A 19,346-nucleotide genomic window follows, 5' to 3' on the forward strand; every position below is an offset into this window, starting at 1 on the left:
CCTTAAATCTGCAACGGATAACGCCCATGAAACAGATCCACGTCATCGACTCCCACACCGGCGGCGAACCGACCCGCCTGGTCATGCAAGGCTTCCCGCCATTGACCGGCCGCAACATGGCCGAACAGCGCGACGAACTGCGCGAATTGCACGACCACTGGCGCCGCGCCTGCCTGCTGGAGCCACGCGGCAACGATGTGCTGGTGGGGGCGCTGTACTGCCCGCCGGTTTCCAGCGACGCCACCTGCGGGGTGATCTTCTTCAACAACGCCGGCTACCTGAACATGTGCGGCCACGGCACCATCGGCCTGGTCGCCTCCTTGCAGCACCTGGGGCTGATCGAACCGGGGGTGCACAAGATCGACACCCCGGTGGGCCAGGTCAGCGCCACCCTGCATGAGGACGGCGCGGTCACCGTCGGCAACGTGCCGTCCTGGCGCTACCGCCGGCAGGTGGCGGTCGAGGTGCCGGGCTTTGGCCCGGTGCGCGGCGACATCGCCTGGGGCGGCAACTGGTTCTTCCTGGTCAGCGAACATGGCCAGCGCATCGAACTGGACAACGTCGAGGCCCTGACCGACTACACCTGGAAAATGCTCAAGGCCCTGGAAACCCAGGGCATCACCGGCGAGCACGGCGCACCGATCGACCATATCGAGCTGTTCGCCGACGACGCCCATGCCGACAGCCGCAACTTCGTGATGTGCCCAGGCAAGGCCTATGACCGCTCGCCCTGCGGCACCGGCACCAGCGCCAAGCTGGCGTGCCTGGCCGCCGACGGCAAGCTCGCCGAGGGCCAGGCCTGGGTGCAGGCGAGCATCACCGGCAGCCAGTTCCAGGGCCGCTTCGAGCGCGAAGGCGAGCGTATCCGCCCGTTCATCACCGGCCGCGCCCACATGACCGCCGACAGCACCCTGTTGATCGACGAACAAGACCCGTTTGCCTGGGGCATCTGACCCCGCTTTCTTCCCAACGAACACTGCAAGGAGTGACAACAATGACCGACAACATCTTCACCGGTTGCATGCCCGCCCTGATGACCCCGTGCACCGCGCAGCGCACGCCCGACTTCGATGCCCTGGTGCGCAAGGGCCGCGAACTGATCGAGGCCGGCATGAGCGCCGTGGTGTACTGCGGCTCGATGGGCGACTGGCCGCTGCTGACCGAGGCCGAGCGCCAGGAAGGCGTGGCGCGCCTGGTGGCCGCCGGCATCCCGACCATCGTCGGCACTGGCGCTGTGAACACCCGCGAGGCGGTAGCCCATGCCGCCCACGCGGCCAAGGTCGGCGCTGCCGGCCTGATGGTCATCCCCCGCGTGCTGTCCCGCGGCGCATCGCTGATTGCCCAGAAGCATCACTTTTCGGCGATCCTGGCGGCCGCGCCCAAGCTGCCGGCGGTGATCTACAACAGCCCCTACTACGGCTTCGCCACCCGCGCCGACCTGTTCTTCGAACTGCGCCGCGAGTACCCCAACCTGATCGGCTTCAAGGAGTTCGGCGGCGCCGCCGACCTGCGCTACGCCGCCGAGCACATCACCTCCCAGGATGACGACGTGACCCTGATGGTCGGCGTCGACACGCAAGTGGTGCACGGCTTCGTCAACTGCAACGCCACCGGCGCCATCACCGGCATCGGCAACGCCCTGCCACGCCAGGTGCTGCAACTGGTGAGCCTGAGCAAGCAGGCGGCCAAGGGCGACGCCAAGGCCCGGCGCCTGGCGCGGGAGCTGGAAGCCGCGCTGGCGGTGCTGTCGTCGTTCGATGAAGGCTGCGACCTGGTGCTGTACTACAAGCACCTGATGGTGCTCAACGGCGATACCGAATACAGCCTGCACTTCAACGAAACCGACGCCCTCACCGACGCCCAGCGCCACTACGCCGAGCAGCAGTACGCGCTGTTCCGTAGCTGGTATGCCAACTGGTCGGCCGAGCAGAACCTGGCCTGAGGCCCTGCTCGCCGGCAAGGACGGCTCCTGTGGGAGCCGGCCTGGCCGGTGCCATCCTCCAAACCCTCCGCCCCAAGGACGCCCCCATGCCCCTCACAGGCAACCTGCTGATCGGCCAGCGCGCCGTAACCGGCACCCAGGCCGCGCTCCGCGCCATCGACCCGGCCACCGACACACCTCTCGATCCGCCCTACGCCGGCGCCAACGCCGAGCAGGTGGCCCAAGCCTGTGCCCTGGCCTGGGCGGCATTCGATGAATACCGCGCAACCTCGCTGGCGCAGCGCGCACGCTTTCTTGAAACCATCGCCGAGCAGATCGAAGCACTGGGCGATGAACTGATCCACCGCGCCGTCGCCGAAACCGGCCTGCCCCCGGCCCGCATCCAGGGCGAACGCGGCCGCACCTGCACCCAGCTGCGCACCTTCGCCCGGGTGGTGCGGGCCGGCGAATGGCTGGACGTGCGCGTCGACCACGCCCAGCCCACGCGCCAGCCACTGCCACGCGCCGACCTGCGCCAGCGCCAGGTGGCCCTGGGCCCGGTGGCGGTGTTCGGCGCCAGCAACTTCCCGCTGGCCTTTTCGGTGGCCGGTGGCGATACCGCGTCGGCGCTGGCCGCTGGCTGCCCGGTGGTGGTCAAGGCCCACAGCGCCCACCCCGGCACCAGCGAGCTGGTCGGCCAGGCCATGGCCCGGGCGGTGCAGTTGTGCGAACTGCCCGAAGGCGTGTTTTCCCTGCTGTACGGCGCCGGCCGCGACATCGGCCTGGGCCTGGTCAACGACCCGCGCATCAAGGCGGTCGGTTTCACCGGCTCGCGCAGTGGCGGCGTTGCCCTGTGCCAGGCCGCCCAGGCACGCCCGGAACCGATTCCGGTGTACGCCGAAATGAGTTCGATCAACCCGGTGTTCCTGTTCGACGCCGCCCTGCAAACCCGCGGCGAAGTGCTGGCACAGGGTTTTGTCGCCTCGCTGACCCAGGGCGCCGGCCAGTTCTGCACCAACCCCGGCCTGCTGATCGCCCGCCAGGGCCCGGCGCTGCAACGCTTCATCGCTGCCGCCGGCGAACAACTGCAGCGCACCGCCGCGCAGACCATGCTCACCCCTGGCATCTTCGCAGCCTATGCCGCCGGCGTCGCCGCGCTGGCCGAAAACCGCAATGCCCGACGGGTCGCCAGCGGCCAGGCGCCGCAGGGGCCGAACCAGTGCCAGGCGCAGCTGTTCCTGACCGAGGCTACGGCGTTCCTGGGTGACCCGGCCTTGCAGGCCGAAGTGTTTGGCGCGACTTCATTGGTGGTGGCCTGTGACAGCGATGCGCAGGTGCGCCAGGTCGCCGAGCACCTTGAAGGGCAACTGACGGCCACCTTGCACCTGGACGAGGCCGACTTCGACAGTGCCCGGCAATTGCTGCCGACCCTGGAGCGCAAGGCCGGGCGCATTCTGGTCAACGGCTGGCCGACCGGCGTCGAGGTGTGCGATGCGGTGGTCCACGGTGGCCCCTTCCCCGCCACTTCCGATACCCGCAGCACCTCGGTGGGGACGGCGGCAATCCTGCGCTTCCTGCGCCCGGTCTGTTACCAGGACCTCCCCGATGCCCTGCTGCCCGCTGAGTTGCAACAGGCCAACCCGCTGCATCTGCGTCGTCTGGTCGACGGCAAACGGGAAGGCTAGGCATGCTCGAAACCCCTGAAACCGATATCGCCGTGGTCGGCGCCGGCATCGTCGGCGTCGCCTGTGCCCTGCAACTGGCCCGCCAGGGCAAGCGGGTGTTGCTGATCGACCGCCAGGCGCCCGGCCACGGCGCCTCCTGGGGCAATGCCGGGCACCTGGCCACCGAGCAAGTGTTCCCCATCGCCGACCTGTCGATCCTCAAGCGCCTGCCGGCCATGCTGCTGGACCCGATGGGCCCGCTGCGCCTGGACTGGAAGTACCTGCCCAGGGCGTTGCCCTGGTTCACCCGGCTGCTGCTCAACCTGCGCCCGGCCCCTTTCCAGCGCAGCGTGGCCGGCCTGCGCGCGCTCAACGAGGCCAGCCTGGGCGCCTGGCAGCGTTTGCTGGGCTCGATCGGGCGCGCTGACCTGCTGCATGAGGATGGCTCTTTGCTGATATTCGAACGCGCCGAATCGCGCCCGGCACTGCAGGCCTTGCGCGCACGCCTGCAGCAACAGGCGGTGCCGGTGGACTACTGGTCGGCGCAGGCCGTACACGCCGCAGCGCCACAGTTGAGCCCGTCGCTTCAGGGCGGCCTGTTCTTCCCGCGTACCGGGCATTTCGTCGACCCGTACCGGGTGGTCGGCGCGCTGTTCGACGCCGCCCAGGCGGCCGGTGTGCGGTTCGCCAGGCGGCAGGTAAGCGGTGGCCGGCTGCACGCAGGCGGGGTCACCCTGCACAGTGACCAGGGCGACCTGCAAGCCCGCCAGGTGCTGATCGCCTGCGGTGCGCATTCGGCAAAGCTGGTGCACACCTTGACCGGCAAACGCGTCCCGCTGGACACCGAGCGCGGCTACCACCTGATGCTGCCCAACGAGCAGCAGCGCCTGCCGTTCGCCGTCACTTCGCTGGAGCGCAAGTTCATCATGACGCCCATGGCCGATGGCTTGCGCCTGGCCGGCACGGTGGAGTTCGCCGGGCTCGATGCAGCGCCGAGCATGCAGCGGGCGTGGCAGTTGCATCGGTTGAGCAAGGGGTTGTTCCAGCGCGAGCTGGATGCCGAGGGGGCGACGCCGTGGATGGGTTTCAGGCCGTCGTTGCCGGATTCACTGCCGGTGATCGATCGGGTGGCAGACGGCAAGGTGTTGCTGGCGTTCGGGCACCAGCACCTGGGGTTGACCCAGGCGGCGGTGACGGCGCAGTGGGTGGGGCAGTTGATTGAAGGTTTGCGGATTCCCGAGGCTTACCGGTTGGATCGGTTTTGATAGCGGGGGCCGCTGCGCACCCCTTCGCGGGTAAACCCGCTCCCACAGATTCTGCGCCGACCTGGATGTGGGAGCGGGTTTACCCGCGAAGGGCTGCGCAGCAGCCCCCATTCACTCAGCGATAACGCTCAAGCCAGTGCGCATAAGGCGCAGGCAGCGTCCACGACGCCTTGTCCACCCCCAGCGCCTTGGCCGCGAAATACGGCCAGTGCGGATCAGCCAGGTGCGCACGCCCCACCGAGACCAGGTCCAGCTGGTTGGCCTGCAGCGCCCCTTCGGCCAGCTCCGGCGTACCGAAGCCCCACGCCGAAGTCACCGGCAGTTTCGCTTCCCGGCGTACACGCTCGGCAATCGGCCCCATGAAGGCCGGGCCCCAGGGAATGTTGGTCTCGGGGATGGTGAAGCCGACGCTGACGCTCAGCAGGTCCAGGCCACCGGCCTTGAAACGCCGCGCCAGTTCGATGGACTCCTGCAGGGTCTGCTCGTCGCGCCCGTCGTATTCCAGCACACCAAAGCGCGCCGTCAGCGGCAGGTGCTCCGGCCACACTTCACGCACGGCCGCCAGGGTTTCCAGGAGGAAGCGGCTGCGGTTGTCGAAACTGCCGCCGTAGGCGTCGGTACGCTGGTTGGCATGCTCGGAGAAGAAGCTCTGCCCCAGGTAGCCGTGGGCGAAATGCAGCTCGATCCACTCGAAACCGGCATCACGGGCACGGCGGGCGCCATCGACGAAGTCCTGCTTGACCCGGGCGATGTCATCCAGGGTCATGGCCTTTGGCACTTTCGGCAGGTGGGCGCCAAACGCGATGGCCGATGGCGCGATGGTGTCCCAGCCGCGTGCGTCGTCGGCGGCGATATGGTCGTCACCTTCCCATGGGCGGTTGGCGCTGGCCTTGCGCCCGGCGTGGGCGATCTGGATGCCCGGCACCGAACCTGCGGCCTTGATCGCCTGTACCACCGGCACGAAGGCCTGGGCGTGGGCATCGCTCCAGATACCGGCGCAGCCGGGGGTGATGCGGCCTTCCGGCGACACGGCAGTGGCTTCGACCACCACCAGGCCGGCACCGCCGCGGGCCAGGCCGGCCAGGTGGACGTGGTGCCAGTCGTTGATCATGCCGTCCTCGGCCATGTACTGGCACATCGGCGGGATGGCGATGCGGTTGCGCAGGGTGACGTCCTTGAGGGTATAGGGTTCGAACAGGGCGGACATGTCGTTACTCCGGGGGGGTGAGTTAACTTACGATTGTTCGATCATATTCGAACTATGGCAATTTGTGAAACCCCGTTATCATGTCGGCCATGCGAACCTATACCCACCCCTCCCCCGACAACCTCAGCCTGGAGCGCCTGCTCTACGCCCTGAGCGACCCTGTGCGCATGGAAATCGTCCGCCACCTGGCCAGCGTGCCCGAGGCCAGCTGCGGCGAACTGGATGGCGGGCGGCCGAAGTCGAGCATGTCCCATCACTTTCGCGTGCTGCGCGAGGCGGGGCTGGTGTTTACCCGCAATGTGGGGACCACGCACATGAATTCGCTGCGTAGCGATGAGCTCGAGGGGCGCTTCCCCGGGTTGCTGGGCAGCATTCTCGGGCAGCGCTGACAGGCGAGCACTGCGTGGGAGCGGGCTTGCCCCGCGATGACACCTCACGCTCGACACGCCAGCCTGAGCTGACAGCATCGCGGGGCAAGCCCGCTCCCACGACCGTGTACAAATTTGCAGGCACAAAAAAACCACGAGGCCGCCGGGGGCGACGCTCGTGGTTGGTGTTGCCGGGTTTCCCCGGCAAGCAGCAGGGCCTTACAGCGCCATGTCGTTAGCAGGCTTGCTCTCGACCGCGGCGGCTGGCGCAACGCTGGTGCCGACGCTCTGGTCGATCACTGGCGGCTTCTCCAGCTGCAGTACTTCGGCGGTGTAGTTCCACTCTTTCTGGGTGGCCGCCGGCGAATCGTTCAGCTTGGTACCGTAGCTCGGGACGATCTCCTTGATCTTGGCCTGCCACTCAGGGGTAGCGACCTTTTCCTTGAACACGGTCTGCAGCACGTTGAGCATGATCGGCGCGGCGGTCGATGCACCTGGGGAGGCGCCCAGCAGGCCGGCGATGGTGCGGTCTTCGGAGGCAACCACTTCGGTGCCCAGCTTCAGCACGCCGCCCTTCTCTTCGTCACGCTTGATGATCTGCACGCGCTGACCGGCCTGCCACAGGCGCCAGTCTTCTTTCTTGGCGTTCGGGAAGTAGGTGCGCAGGGCTTCGAAGCGATCGTCATCCGACAGCATCAGCTGGCCGGCGAGGTACTCGACCAGCGGGTACTGTTCGATACCGACCTTGGTCATCGGCCACACGTTGTGCATCGTGGTGCTGCCCAGCAGGTCCAGGTACGAGCCGTTCTTCAGGAACTTGGTCGAGAAGGTGGCGAATGGCCCGAACAGGATGACGCGCTTGCCGTCCAGAACGCGGGTGTCCAGGTGCGGTACCGACATGGGTGGCGCGCCGGTCGAAGCGATGCCGTAGGCCTTGGCCATGTGCTGCATGGCAACGGTCGGGTTCTCGGTCACCAGGAACGAGCCGCCCACCGGGAAGCCTGCGTATTCCTTGGCTTCTGGGATGCCCGACTTCTGCAGCAGCTTCAGCGCGCCGCCGCCGGCACCGATGAACAGGAACTTGGCGTCGGTAGCCGATTCGGTACCGTCCTTCAGGTTTTTGTACTCGACGTGCCAGGAGCCGTCCGCATTGCGGGTGATGTCCTGCACTTCGGTGGACAGCTTGAGGTCGAAGTTCTCTTTGGTCTTCAGGTGGCCTACGAACTGGCGGGTGATCTCGCCGAAGTTGACGTCGGTGCCGATCGGCGTCCAGGTCACGGCCAGCTTCTGGTTCGGGTCACGCCCTTCCATCATCAGCGGGACCCACTTGGCGATCTGCGCGTGGTCTTCGGAGTACTGCATCGGGCGGAACAGCGGGCTGGTCTGCAGCGCGTCGTAACGCTTCTTCAGGAACTTGATGTTGTCATCGCCCCAGACGAAGCTCATGTGCGGGGTGGTGTTGATGAACGAGTGCGGGTTCTTCAGCACGCCCTGGCGCACCTGCCAGGCCCAGAACTGGCGGGAGATCTGGAACGACTCATTGATCTCGATGGCCTTGGTGATGTTGACGTTGCCGTCTTTGTCTTCCGGGGTGTAGTTCAGCTCGGCCAGCGCGGAGTGGCCGGTACCGGCGTTGTTCCAGCCGTTGGAGCTTTCTTCGGCGACGCCGTCCAGGCGCTCGACCATTTCCATCGACCAGCTTGGCTCCAGCTCGTTGAGCCAGACAGCCAGGGTGGAGCTCATGATGCCGCCGCCAACCAGCAGCACGTCAACTTTTTTGGTCTCTGCTGCGTGCGCTTGCATGAAGCTCGCTGCAACAGCCAGACCCAGCAAGGTCTTGCCAGCTTTCTTGAACATTGATCGATTCCAGTGTGTAGAACGGAGGGTGGGCCTGTGGCTGGCCCAGGTATTCCATGTTCTTCAGCGCAGGCTTGTTGTGATCATTGTTCAGCAGCCAGAGAGCATTGGACGCGCCAGCCTTTGGTCGGATTGACCGGCAGGGCTGAAACGATTTACGGATTGTATCTGAATTGCCAGCACAAACAAATTGCGGGGCAACCCGCAAGGCGGTGGGTTGTCACGCGACAAGGTGCCACGCCCCAGCGGGCAGTGGCGGGCGCCAAAAACAAAAACCCCCAGCCACATCCATGGCCGGGGGTCTTGGATCAGGTCGCAAACGACCCGATCGGGGTGCTACCAAGATTACTGCTGAGGCAGTTTGTCGATCGCGCCGCAGCCGCCGATGATCTTGGAGATGGAAACCGATGGGTGGAACAGGTAGTCGTACGAGCAGTTCTTAGGCTGGTTGTAGACCTGGCCGGTGCAGCCGGACAGCAGGGCAACGCCCGAAACGAGAGCAACGGCAACAGTAGCTTTGATCAGCTTTTTCATAAAAAATCCTTTAGTCCATGATCCGCCATCATTCTGATGGCCGCCGGATCATACGGGAAAAGTTGCCCGAGTAGAAGTCAGATAGTGCATTCGTACTAACTGCCCTGCTCGCCAGCAAGTTTCACGGCAGCGACTAATCCATGTTAAAGCAGCGCACTATTGCCGACGCACAGCGCACTGCATGTAATGAACTCAGTACCTGCTGGAATGAACTCGGCCATGCGCTGCCGATAGTTCAGCGATAATCGCCAAACAGCCGAATGCGCTGGGTAAAACAAGGTACATGCTCTTGCGTTTGTGCCTCACTCCACCTGCACCCATGAAAAATAAGCCCGCACAGCCGCCAATTGCACGAGCCATCGATCACCCGATCAGAGCTTGAACTGGCCCACCAAGGTTTGCAGTTCTGCCCCGAGGCGGGCCAACTTGACGCTGGACGCCGCTGTTTCCTCGCTGGCCGCCGCAGTCTGTTCCGAGACCTCGCGCACATTGAGCACACTGCGATTGATTTCCTCGGCCACAGCGCTTTGCTGCTCCGATGCGGTGGCAATTTGCAGGTTCATCGATTCGATAGTGGCCACCGAACGGCTGATATTCATTAATGAACTACCCGCCCGGCGCGTCAATTCGACGCTGTTGCTGGTCAGTTCGCGGCTGCGTTCCAGAATATCGCCCACTTGCTGCGTACCACGGTGCAGGCCGCCAATCAGCCCTTCGATTTCTTCGGTGGAAGTCTGAGTGCGTTGCGCCAGGCTGCGAACTTCATCGGCGACTACCGCAAAACCACGGCCGGCCTCACCGGCACGTGCGGCTTCGATGGCTGCGTTCAAGGCCAGCAGGTTGGTCTGCTGGGCGACCGACTTGATCACATCCAGCACCGTGCCGATCTTGTCGCTCTCGCGCTTGAGTTCGGCCATGGCTTGCGTCGAGTGCCCCACCTCGGAGTCCAGGTGAGTAATCTGCTCGATGGCCTGATTGACCACCACGTCGCTTTCGCGCGCCTCCTGGCTGGCGTTGACCGCCGCAGTCGATGCCTGCTCGGCACTGCGCGCCACATCCTGCACGGTCGAGGCCATCTCGTTCATGGCCGTCGCCACCTGATCGGTCTCGACCTTCTGGCTGCTGACCCCTGCGCTGGTCTGCTCGGTCACGGTGGATAATTCCTCGGCCGCACTGGCGATCTGCACCACACCGTCACGCAACCCACCGATCAGATCACGCAGATTCAGGGTCATGCGCTGCATGCTGGCTTGCAGTTCACCCAGTTCATCACGCCGGGATACCTGAATGTCCTGGCTCAGATTGCCATTGGCGACCCGCTCGACGCTCTGCAGCACCTCTTTCAAAGGCACCACGATCAGGCGGGTGATCGACCAGGCGGCCAGCACTCCGAACATCAGCGCCAGCGCAGCTGCAACGATCAACCGTTGGATGAAGGACTGCACTTCGTTGTCACGCTTGCTCGACTGGCTGTCCGATAACTGCCCGAACGCCTCGAGCAGGCTCTTCAGGTTGGCTTCCAGGGCATCGAGGGCCTGGGCCGCCTGGGCATCGTTGTGCCCGTCGATGGCGCGGGCATAGTCCTGGAAATGGGCGCGGTAAAGTTCGACGGCGTTACTTGCCTGCTTGGTCCAGCGCAGGTCGTCCGGGTCGCTGAGCAATTTGGCGAGCGTATTCACCCGAAGATTGAGCTCATCAAGCGCCTTGACCAAGAGCGTTGCTTGCGCGGCACCAGGAGAGACGGTGTAGTTCAAGCGTGCAATGCGAACCTCGCGCGCCTCTTCATTGACCTTGGCGATACTGCTGAGTTTGGCACTGCGCTCACCCAGACCGTTCAACCCTCCCCACCCAATGCCCGCAATAATGATGGTCAGCAATAAAACCAGTGCAAAGCCCAAGGTCAGTTTCGACCTCACACTCATATCAGCCAGCACCTTCACACTTGCATCGAGCATTTGCACAGCCCTTATATCTATGTTCTTCAGACAACCATCGCCGGGCAATACCCGCAGCAGTCCGGTTGCACGAGGTAGGGATGCCGTCAGGTCCAGCAGAAGTGACGGCGCAAGAGAAATAGAGCAAGGCCCGTACATGATGAATGCGCGCAATTCATGCGCCCTCGCAAACACAAAGGGAAAGCCTGAGCGGATTCGAAGGAATGAAACGACGCGACACATAGCACTAAGCCATCATTCGCCGAGAAATATACAGCTGAGAGGAATTTTCGACAACATAACACCGCGCCATCTGTGACCAATAGCACAATGATATTGTGAACAATATTAAGCTGGCGTCTGCCATGTCGTTGGTGCGACGCCCCGCTTCTCAGGCAAACCTGGCATTACCTGAGACGGCGAGGGGCTGGCGTCGATGCATGACGAAGGGAGGTTATGCTCAAAGCACCCAGAAACGACGAAGCCCCCGAAAACTCAAGGTTTTCGGGGGCTTCGACTACTTCGCGTATGGCGGAGAGATAGGGATTTGAACCCTAGGTACTGTTGCCAGTACAACGGATTTCGAATCCGTCCCGTTCGACCACTCCGGCATCTCTCCAATGGCGCGCATCATACCAGCGATTTTGATTCTGGCAAACCTTTTTTGAAAAAAATTCGCGTGGTATCAGGCGCTTGCGTGAACGAGCCGCTTACAGCGGCACGCCCAGGCGTTTTGCAACTTCTTCGTAGGCTTCGATCACATCACCCAGGCCCTGGCGGAAGCGGTCCTTGTCCATTTTCTTGCGGGTCTCTTTGTCCCACAGGCGGCAGCCGTCCGGGCTGAACTCGTCGCCCAGGACGATCTGGCCGTGGAACACGCCGAACTCCAGCTTGAAGTCGACCAGCAGCAGGCCTGCGTCATCGAACAGCTTGGTCAGCACTTCGTTGACCTTCAACGACAGCTTCTTCATCTCGACCAGTTGCTCGGCGGTGCCCCAGCCGAACGCGACAACGTGCGATTCGTTGATGAAGGGGTCGCCCTTCTCGTCGTTCTTGAGGAACAGTTCGAAGGTGGACGGTTCGAGCTTGATGCCCTCCTCCACGCCCAGGCGCTTGACCAGGCTGCCGGCGGCGTAGTTGCGCACCACGCACTCGACCGGGATCATGTCGAGCTTCTTGACCAGGCACTCGTTGTCACCCAGCAGTTTGTCGAACTGAGTCGGCACGCCGGCTTCTTCGAGCTTCTGCATGATGAAGGCGTTGAACTTGTTGTTCACCATGCCTTTACGGTCGAGCTGCTCGATGCGCTTGCCGTCGAACGCCGAAGTGTCGTTACGGAACAGCAGGATCAAGCGATCGGCGTCATCGGTCTTGTAAACCGACTTGGCCTTGCCACGGTAGAGTTCTTCGCGTTTTTCCATGATGGGCTCCGCTTGCTTGAGTAGGTGGGCTAGGCGATCAGGCGCCAGTCGAGCCCATGGTCTTGATTGGCCACCTGGAGCCAGTCCGGGTCGCACCCGAGGGCGTCGACGAAGCACTGGCGGGCCAGGTGTGGCTGGTTGTTCTTGCTGCTGAGGTGGGCCAGCACCAGGTGCTGAAGGTTCTGCCAGCCCAACTCGGCCACCAGGCTTGCGGCCTGGTGGTTGTTCAGATGTCCTTGGCTGCCGCCGACCCGTCGCTTGAGAAACTGCGGGTAGTGCCCGCGTGCCAACAGGTCACGGCAGTGGTTGGCCTCGATCAGCAGGGCGTCGAGGGCCTGGTAACGCTCCAGCAGGTACATGTCGTAACTGCCAAGGTCGGTCAGCATGCCGAAGCGCCGGCGACCATCGCTGATCACGTACTGCAGTGGCTCGTAGGCATCATGCTCGACCCGTGCGGCGCTGACCTGCAGCTCGCCGACCTGCAGTGTATCGCCACAGCTGAGAAACCCCGCTACTTCAACCGGTTTGCGCAGGCCACGCAAAGTGCCCTGGCTCATGTAGACCGGTACATTGTAGCGACGCGCCAGCAAACCCACCCCATGCACATGGTCGGCGTGTTCGTGGGTGACCAGCACCGCGCTCAGTTGCGTGGCCGACACCCCGAGCAGCGCCAGGCGCCGCTCGGTTTCCCGTAGCGAGAAGCCGCAATCGACCAGGATGAGCGTGTCACCACTGGCGATCAGCGTGCCGTTTCCCTGGCTACCGCTTCCAAGAACCGCGAAACGCACTTAGCCCAGACGGTCCTGGATTGCGCTCAGCACGCGGCGGGCCACATCGGCCGGGGCCACGGTATTGATGTTCTTCTCGACGGTGACCTGGACGTTTTCACCGACCTTGCTCAGGCGTACCTGGTAACGTTCGGCGCGAGCCTCACGCTCTTCCTTGCTCGGTTCGCTGCCGAACAGACGGCTGAGGAAGCCAGGCTCCTTCTGCTTGTCGTCCGGTTTTTCCGACAGGTTGATGTAGTACAGGCCCAGGCTGCGGTTGATGTCCTCGACGCGCCACTCGCCCTGCTCCAGGGCACGGCCCACGCCGGACCAGGCACGGTCGAGGTCGGAGCCCAGGTACAGCACCGGGTTGCCGCTGCCGTCCTCGCTGAGGCTGACCTGGCTCGGCGCATCAAAATCACGCGCGGCCAGCAGCGACACCGAACCGCCCTTCTCGGCGTTGCGGTTCATGCTCGCGAGCATCTCGTCGACCAGCAGCGCGTCGGCGCCAGTGTTGCTCGAAGTGGACGGGAACTCGGGCTCGGCGGTGCTGCCTGCCGGGCGCTCGACGCTGACCACATACACTTCCGAGGTGTTGCGCTGCACGCCAGGTTCCATGCGCACGCGCACCCGGACTTCGCTGTCGGAGCTGCTGGAGGCGCTGGCCAGACGCTGGCCGAGCGACGCGGAGAGCTCGTCGAAACGCTGCCAGCTGGTGCTGAATTCGCCGGTTTGCGGGCGCTCTTCGGCAATGCGGAAGCCGTTGTCTTCGAAGAACTGGTGAGTCACCGGCCAGACTTCGGCCGGCGAGCGCTGGGCCAGCACCCAGCGGCTGCTGCCACTGCGCTGCAGGCTGAAATCGCTGATGTCGGCGGTAGCCGACAGCGGTTGCGGGCGCGGCACTTCGAACTCGCCGGTGGCGTGATCGTCGGCAACGTTGCGCGGGATCGGCAGCAGCGGGTCCATGCGCTTGACGTTGCTGGCGTCCGGCGGCAGTTGCATCGGCGCGGTGGGTTGCGCCTGCAGGTAATCGCTGCCGCGGTCGCGGAAATAGCCATCCTCGCCCCACAGCCAGCCACAACCGCTGGTGCTGGAGATGATCAGGGCAAGGGTGGAAAGACCAGCCAGTCGCTTCATGCGGTGTACTTCCTCGATTAAACCAGTACGCCGGACTGGCGCAAGGCAGTACGGACTTTTTCGTGACAGCTGTCGCTCAGCCAGGTCAGCGGCAGGCGGATACCTTTGTGCATCAGGCCCATTTCAACGAGCGCCCACTTCACCGGGATCGGGTTGGCTTCGCAGAACAGGTCTTTGTGCAGCGGCATGAGTTTTTCGTTGATCGCGCGGGCCTTCTCGGCATTGCCCTCAAGGGCGGCCTCGCACAGGTCGGCCATTTCGCGCGGGGCGACGTTGGCGGTAACGGAGATGTTGCCCTTGCCACCCATCAGGATCAGTTCGACGGCAGTCGGGTCATCGCCGGACAGGACGATGAAGTCGCTGTCAACGCCGTCGAGGATAGCCTTGGCGCGCACCAGGTCGCCGGTGGCTTCCTTGATGCCGATGATGTTCTTGACCTTCGACAGGCGGATCACGGTGTCGGCCTGCATGTCGCAGGACGTGCGGCCGGGTACGTTGTAGAGGATCTGCGGGATGTCGACGGCTTCGGCGATGTGCTTGAAGTGCTGGTACAGGCCTTCCTGGGTCGGCTTGTTGTAGTACGGGACTACCAGCAGGCAGGCATCGGCGCCGGCGTTCTTGGCGTTCTGCGTGAGGTGAACGGCTTCGGCAGTGGAGTTGGCACCGGTGCCGGCAATGACCGGGATGCGCTTCTTGCTGTGCTTGACGCGCTCGACCACGTGCTTGATGACCAGGATGTGTTCTTCTACATCCAGGGTGGCCGACTCACCGGTGGTGCCGACGGCGACGATCGCGTGGGTGCCATTTTCCAGGTGGAAGTCTACAAGTTTGTCGAGGCTGCCCCAATCAAGACGCCCTTGTGCATCCATGGGTGTGACCAATGCCACCATACTGCCCGCAATCATGTAACTGCTCCTGCCGGAAAAAGAGAGCGGTAATGGTACTGGGGGCATCGGCCTTGCACAAGCGAAGCAGGCGGGCGGAGCATTCCCCTTCGCGCCGCTTTTCGCTACCCTTGATCCTTTGATCGGTACAGCGCGGCCCGCCGGGCCGTCGACAGTGCTCCCGGCCTGTGTTCATCGCCATGAAACCGTGGCCGTGCCCCCACGCAAACAGCAGGCTTGTCCCGTCCTGTACCGACCGCTCATCGCTTTAGGAATGCTGCATGTCCACCCCCACCGTTCGCGAACAATTCCTCGTCATCAGCGCCCTGGGCCCCAACCCGATGGAGCTGGCCAATGTTCTGAGCCGCGCAGCTTTCGAAAACCGCTGCGCGGTCGTCACCTCGCGCCTGAGCCGCCACGGCGAAACCAGCGCCCTGGTATTGCAGGTCGGCGGTAGCTGGGACGCCTTGGCGCGCCTCGAGACCACGCTGCCGGGCCTGGCCAAGAAGCACGGCCTGACCCTGGACGTGGTGCGCAGTGCCGAGCAGGAAGTGCGCCCACAGGCCCTGCCTTATGTGGCCTATGTCAGCGCCGCCTATCGCCCGGACATCATCAACGAGCTGTGCCAGTTCTTCCTCGACCACCGCGTCGAGCTGGACGCGATGACCTGCGACACCTACCTGGCCCCGCAGACCGGCAGCAGCATGCTCAATGCCCAGTTCACCGTGATCCTGCCGGCCGGCACCCAGATCAGCTGGCTGCGCGACCAGTTCCTGGACTTCGCCGACGCCCTCAATCTGGACGCGCTGATCGAACCGTGGCGCCCACAGAACCCTGTCTAAGGAAGCCCTCATGGCCGTAGCACTCGACCAACCCGTTGCCGATTTCCAGGTCCAGGCCACCAGCGGCCAGACCGTCAGCCTCGCCCAGCTCAAGGGCCAGCAGGTGGTGCTGTATTTCTACCCCAAGGACAGCACCCCGGGCTGCACCACCGAAGGCCAGGGTTTCCGCGACCAGTACGCGGCGTTCCAGGCCGCCAATACCGTGGTGTTCGGCGTATCGCGCGATGGCATCAAGTCGCACGAGAACTTCAAGGCCAAGCAAGCCTTCCCCTTCGAGCTGATCAGCGACAAGGACGAGGCGCTGTGCCAGCTGTTCGACGTGATCAAGCTGAAGAAGCTGTATGGCAAGGAGTACCTGGGTGTCGACCGCAGCACCTTCCTGATCGACAAGGACGGTGTGCTGCGCCAGGAATGGCGTGGAGTGAAGGTGCCGGGGCATGTGGATGCCGTGCTCGCGGCAGCCGAGGCCTTGAACAAGGCCTGATACCTCTGTGGGAGCGGGCTTGCCCCGCGATGACGCCAGCGAGGCCGCACCTGTTGCCTGGGCAGACGCTATCGCGGGGCAGGTCGCAGCGGCGCACCGCCGCTCCCACGAAGCCCGCTCCCGCGAGTAACCCCTAGAGCATCGGCGCGACCGATGCGTCCTGTCGCGGCCACGCATCCAGCACCGCCTTGAACAGCGTCGCCAGCGGGATCGCGAAGAAGATCCCCCAGAAGCCCCACAACCCGCCAAACAGCAGCACCGCGCAGATGATCGCCACCGGGTGCAGGCTCACCGCCTCGGAGAACAGCAGCGGCACCAGCACATTGCCATCGAGCGCCTGGATGATCGCGTACACCGCCATCAGGTAGATGAACTGATCCCCCCAGCCCCACTGGAACAGCGCGATCAAGGTCACCGGCACGGTCACCACCACCGCCCCCACGTACGGCACCACCACCGACAGCCCCACCAGCAGCGCCAGCAGTGCGGCGTAGTTGAGCCCCAGGCTGATGAAGGCGATATAGGTGGCGACACCACAGATCAGGATCTCGATGCCCTTGCCGCGGATGTAGTTGGCAATCTGCCGGTTCATCTCGTCGCCCACCCGGTTGAGCAGCGCGCGCTCGCGTGGCAGGTAGCCACTGACCCAGCGGCCGATCAGTTCGCGGTCCTTGAGGAAGAAGAACACCAGGATCGGCACCAGCACCAGGTAGATCATCGCATTGACCAGCAGCGGCAGGCTCGACAACGAGAAGGTCAGCGCCCACTGGCCGAACTTGCCGATTTCACCGCGCACCGACTCGATGGCGCGCAGCACCTGCTCGTCCGACACCAGGTGCGGGTAGCGCTCGGGCAGCAGCAGCAACAGCGACTGCCACTTGCCTAACATGCCGGGCAGTTCATTGAACAGGGTGATCAACTGATGCCAGAGCAACGGCACCAGCACCAGCATGAACACCGCCAGGGCGCCCATGAACAGCGCGAACACCAGCCACACCGCCAGCCGTGTCGGCACCTTGAAGCGCTCCAGGGCGTTGACCAGCCCCTGCATCAGGAAAGCCAGGACCATGCCCGCCAGCACCGGCGCGAGCATCCCGCCCAACGTCAGCACCACGGTGAAGGCCAGGAACAGCAGGACCGCCAGCACCACTGCCTCCTCATCGGAGAAGTAGCGCTGCATCCAGTCGCGTAGCACTTTGATCATTGCCGATCCTTGAAAGAAAACTCAGGCCTTGCGCAGCCAGTACGTATACACCCCGGCCTCGGCCGTTTCGTGCAGCAGCGTATGACCGGCAAGCCGGGCAAAAGTGCGAAAGTCGCGTTGCGAGCCTGCGTCGGTGGCGATCACCTTAAGCACCGCGCCACTGGCCAGGCGATTGAGCTCCATCTTCGCCTTGAGCAGCGGCAAGGGGCAGTTCAGCCCGCTGGCGTCGAGTTCGGCGTCGCAGGTCAGGGTGTCGCTCATCGGGCGCGTCTCCACAGGCAGGGCAAAAAGAGCACTAGGATACCGCCACTGGTCGGCATCGTGCGACCCGGCTACAGTAAGGCTTTTGACCGACGCGAGCTTGTGCATGAATCTACTGCGCCCCACCCTGCTGACGCTGGCCTGCCTGATGGCCCTGCCCGGCCACGCCGACGACCTGCCGTCACTGGGCGATGCCAGTTCCGCGATCGTTTCGCCACAACAGGAGCACCAGCTCGGGCGCGCCTGGCTGAGCCTGCTGCGTGGCAACGTCAACCAGCTGAACGACCCGCAACTCAAGGATTTCGTCGAGACCAGCGTGTACAAGCTGGCAGAGACCAGCCAGGTGCAGGACCGGCGCCTGGAATTCATCCTCATCGACAGCAAGGAACTCAACGCCTTCGCCGCACCCGGCGGTATCGTCGGGGTCAACGGCGGATTGTTCCTCAATGCCCAGACCGAAGGCGAGTACGCCTCGGTACTGGCCCACGAACTGGCGCACTTGTCGCAGCGCCACTTCGCCCGTGGCGTCGAAGCCCAGCAGCGCATGCAACTGCCGATGATGGCGGCGCTGCTGGCGGGCATCGTGCTGGCGGCGGGGGGTGGCGGCGACGCCGGCATCGGCGTGATTGCCGGCACCCAGGCGGCGGCGATCCAGGAACAGCGGCGCTTCTCCCGGCAGAACGAGCAGGAGGCCGACCGCATCGGCATCCAGAACCTCGAAAAGGCCGGCTACGATCCGCGCAACATGCCCAACATGTTCGAGCGCCTGGCGCGCCAGTACCGCTACGACGCCAAACCGCCGGAATTCCTCCTGACCCACCCGGTCACCGAATCCCGGGTGGCCGACACCCGCAACCGCGCCGAGCAGGCGCCAGCGGGTGGCGTCGAGGACAGCCTGCGCTACCAGTTGATCCGCGCCCGCGTGCAGCTCACCTACGAAGGCACCCCGGGCCTGGCCGCCAAGCGCTTCCGCGCCCAGCTTGATGAGAACCCGCAAATGGACGCCGCGCGCTATGGCCTGGCGCTGGCACAGATCAAGGGCGGCCAGCTCAACGAAGCGCGGGAAAGCCTCAAGCCGCTGCTGGCCAAGGCGCCCAACGACATTACCTACAACCTGGCGCAGATCGACCTGGACATCACCAACAACCGCCTGGCCGACGCCCAGCAGCGCGCCCAGCGCCTGCAGGCGCTGTACCCTGGCAACTACCCGCTGAAACAGGTGCGCGCCGACCTGCTGGTCAAGCAGGGCAAGCCGGCCGAGGCGGAGAAAGTGCTGGATGATCTGGTCAAGAGCCGCCCGGACGATCCGGACGTGTGGTACGACGTTGCCGAAGTGCGCGGCCTTTCCGGCAACACCATCGGCCTGCACCGCGCCCGCGCCGAGTACTTCACCCTGGTCGGCGACTTCGACCAGGCGATCCAGCAGCTCGACTACGCCAAGCGCCGTTCGGGCAGCAACTTCCCACTGGCCTCGCAGATCGACCAGCGCCAGCGCGAGATCATGGAACAGCAGCGCATGGTCAAGGACATGATGGGGCGTTAGCGCCAACCGCAGGCCTGAAGGTTATTCGATCCCTGTAGGAGCGGCCTTGCGCC

General features: G+C 64.2%; 18 protein-coding genes and 1 tRNA gene. 8 read left to right on the plus strand and 11 right to left on the minus strand.

Annotated features, from left to right (window positions below; all coding sequences use genetic code 11):
* Positions 1–26 precede the first annotated feature (26 nt).
* From DM373_RS03875 to DM373_RS03890, 4 genes are all read left to right on the plus strand, one after another.
* Entirely contained in the window at positions 27–953 is a 927-nt protein-coding gene (locus tag DM373_RS03875) for a 4-hydroxyproline epimerase (RefSeq protein WP_110992315.1), read from the plus strand.
* Between the two features lie 41 nt (positions 954–994).
* On the plus strand, positions 995–1,942 hold the full coding sequence (locus tag DM373_RS03880; RefSeq protein WP_110992316.1) for a dihydrodipicolinate synthase family protein: 948 nt from the start codon (positions 995–997) through the stop codon (positions 1,940–1,942).
* A gap of 86 nt (positions 1,943–2,028) precedes the next feature.
* Positions 2,029–3,606 carry an aldehyde dehydrogenase (NADP(+)) gene (locus DM373_RS03885; RefSeq protein WP_110992450.1) on the plus strand — a complete coding sequence of 526 codons (1,578 nt, stop codon included), beginning with the start codon at positions 2,029–2,031 and terminating at the stop codon, positions 3,604–3,606.
* A 2-nt stretch (positions 3,607–3,608) separates the two neighbouring features.
* The gene (locus tag DM373_RS03890; protein ID WP_110992317.1) at positions 3,609–4,850 is read left to right on the plus strand and encodes an FAD-dependent oxidoreductase; all 1,242 of its coding nucleotides are present in this window, start codon (positions 3,609–3,611) and stop codon (positions 4,848–4,850) included.
* A 115-nt stretch (positions 4,851–4,965) separates the two neighbouring features.
* On the opposite strand, the gene xenA is transcribed toward DM373_RS03890, so the two are convergent.
* Positions 4,966–6,057, minus strand: a complete 1,092-nt coding sequence (gene xenA / locus DM373_RS03895; RefSeq protein WP_110992318.1) for a xenobiotic reductase XenA — start codon at positions 6,055–6,057, stop codon at positions 4,966–4,968.
* A gap of 89 nt (positions 6,058–6,146) precedes the next feature.
* Between xenA and DM373_RS03900 the strand changes: the two genes are divergently transcribed.
* The gene (locus DM373_RS03900) at positions 6,147–6,446 is read left to right on the plus strand and encodes an ArsR/SmtB family transcription factor (RefSeq protein ID WP_110992451.1); all 300 of its coding nucleotides are present in this window, start codon (positions 6,147–6,149) and stop codon (positions 6,444–6,446) included.
* A 198-nt stretch (positions 6,447–6,644) separates the two neighbouring features.
* Here the strand turns inward: DM373_RS03900 and mqo are convergent, their stop codons facing one another.
* The 8 genes from mqo to dapA form a co-directional block, all read right to left on the minus strand.
* Positions 6,645–8,282: a malate dehydrogenase (quinone) gene (gene mqo / locus DM373_RS03905; RefSeq protein WP_110992319.1), complete on the minus strand. Its 1,638-nt coding sequence runs from the start codon at positions 8,280–8,282 to the stop codon at positions 6,645–6,647.
* Positions 8,283–8,627: 345 nt separating this feature from the next.
* Entirely contained in the window at positions 8,628–8,816 is a 189-nt protein-coding gene (locus DM373_RS03910) for a YhfL family protein (protein WP_110992320.1), read from the minus strand.
* Between the two features lie 371 nt (positions 8,817–9,187).
* A complete protein-coding gene (locus DM373_RS03915; protein WP_425272560.1) occupies positions 9,188–10,738 on the minus strand; it encodes a methyl-accepting chemotaxis protein in 1,551 nt (516 codons plus the stop codon).
* 541 nt (positions 10,739–11,279) lie between these two features.
* Positions 11,280–11,369: transfer RNA gene (locus DM373_RS03920), tRNA-Ser, on the minus strand.
* Between the two features lie 91 nt (positions 11,370–11,460).
* A complete protein-coding gene (gene purC, locus DM373_RS03925) occupies positions 11,461–12,171 on the minus strand; it encodes a phosphoribosylaminoimidazolesuccinocarboxamide synthase (RefSeq protein ID WP_103444794.1) in 711 nt (236 codons plus the stop codon).
* A 29-nt stretch (positions 12,172–12,200) separates the two neighbouring features.
* On the minus strand, positions 12,201–12,959 hold the full coding sequence (locus tag DM373_RS03930; protein WP_110992322.1) for an MBL fold metallo-hydrolase: 759 nt from the start codon (positions 12,957–12,959) through the stop codon (positions 12,201–12,203).
* Positions 12,960–14,075 carry an outer membrane protein assembly factor BamC gene (gene bamC, locus DM373_RS03935; RefSeq protein ID WP_110992323.1) on the minus strand — a complete coding sequence of 372 codons (1,116 nt, stop codon included), beginning with the start codon at positions 14,073–14,075 and terminating at the stop codon, positions 12,960–12,962.
* Between the two features lie 17 nt (positions 14,076–14,092).
* Positions 14,093–14,980: a 4-hydroxy-tetrahydrodipicolinate synthase gene (dapA, locus tag DM373_RS03940; RefSeq protein WP_110992324.1), complete on the minus strand. Its 888-nt coding sequence runs from the start codon at positions 14,978–14,980 to the stop codon at positions 14,093–14,095.
* Positions 14,981–15,240: 260 nt separating this feature from the next.
* On the opposite strand from dapA, the gene DM373_RS03945 reads away from it, so the two are divergent.
* Positions 15,241–15,801, plus strand: a complete 561-nt coding sequence (locus DM373_RS03945) for a glycine cleavage system transcriptional repressor (protein ID WP_110992325.1) — start codon at positions 15,241–15,243, stop codon at positions 15,799–15,801.
* A 10-nt stretch (positions 15,802–15,811) separates the two neighbouring features.
* Entirely contained in the window at positions 15,812–16,285 is a 474-nt protein-coding gene (locus DM373_RS03950) for a peroxiredoxin (protein ID WP_110992326.1), read from the plus strand.
* A 133-nt stretch (positions 16,286–16,418) separates the two neighbouring features.
* On the opposite strand, the gene DM373_RS03955 is transcribed toward DM373_RS03950, so the two are convergent.
* Positions 16,419–17,489, minus strand: a complete 1,071-nt coding sequence (locus DM373_RS03955) for an AI-2E family transporter (protein WP_110992327.1) — start codon at positions 17,487–17,489, stop codon at positions 16,419–16,421.
* 21 nt (positions 17,490–17,510) lie between these two features.
* The gene (locus DM373_RS03960) at positions 17,511–17,750 is read right to left on the minus strand and encodes a sulfurtransferase TusA family protein (protein ID WP_110992328.1); all 240 of its coding nucleotides are present in this window, start codon (positions 17,748–17,750) and stop codon (positions 17,511–17,513) included.
* Positions 17,751–17,856: 106 nt separating this feature from the next.
* On the opposite strand from DM373_RS03960, the gene DM373_RS03965 reads away from it, so the two are divergent.
* Positions 17,857–19,293, plus strand: coding sequence for a M48 family metalloprotease (locus DM373_RS03965; RefSeq protein ID WP_110992329.1), 1,437 nt, complete (start codon positions 17,857–17,859; stop codon positions 19,291–19,293).
* Positions 19,294–19,346 lie beyond the last annotated feature (53 nt).

This window comes from Pseudomonas sichuanensis, from assembly GCF_003231305.1.
Taxonomy (GTDB): domain Bacteria; phylum Pseudomonadota; class Gammaproteobacteria; order Pseudomonadales; family Pseudomonadaceae; genus Aquipseudomonas; species Aquipseudomonas sichuanensis.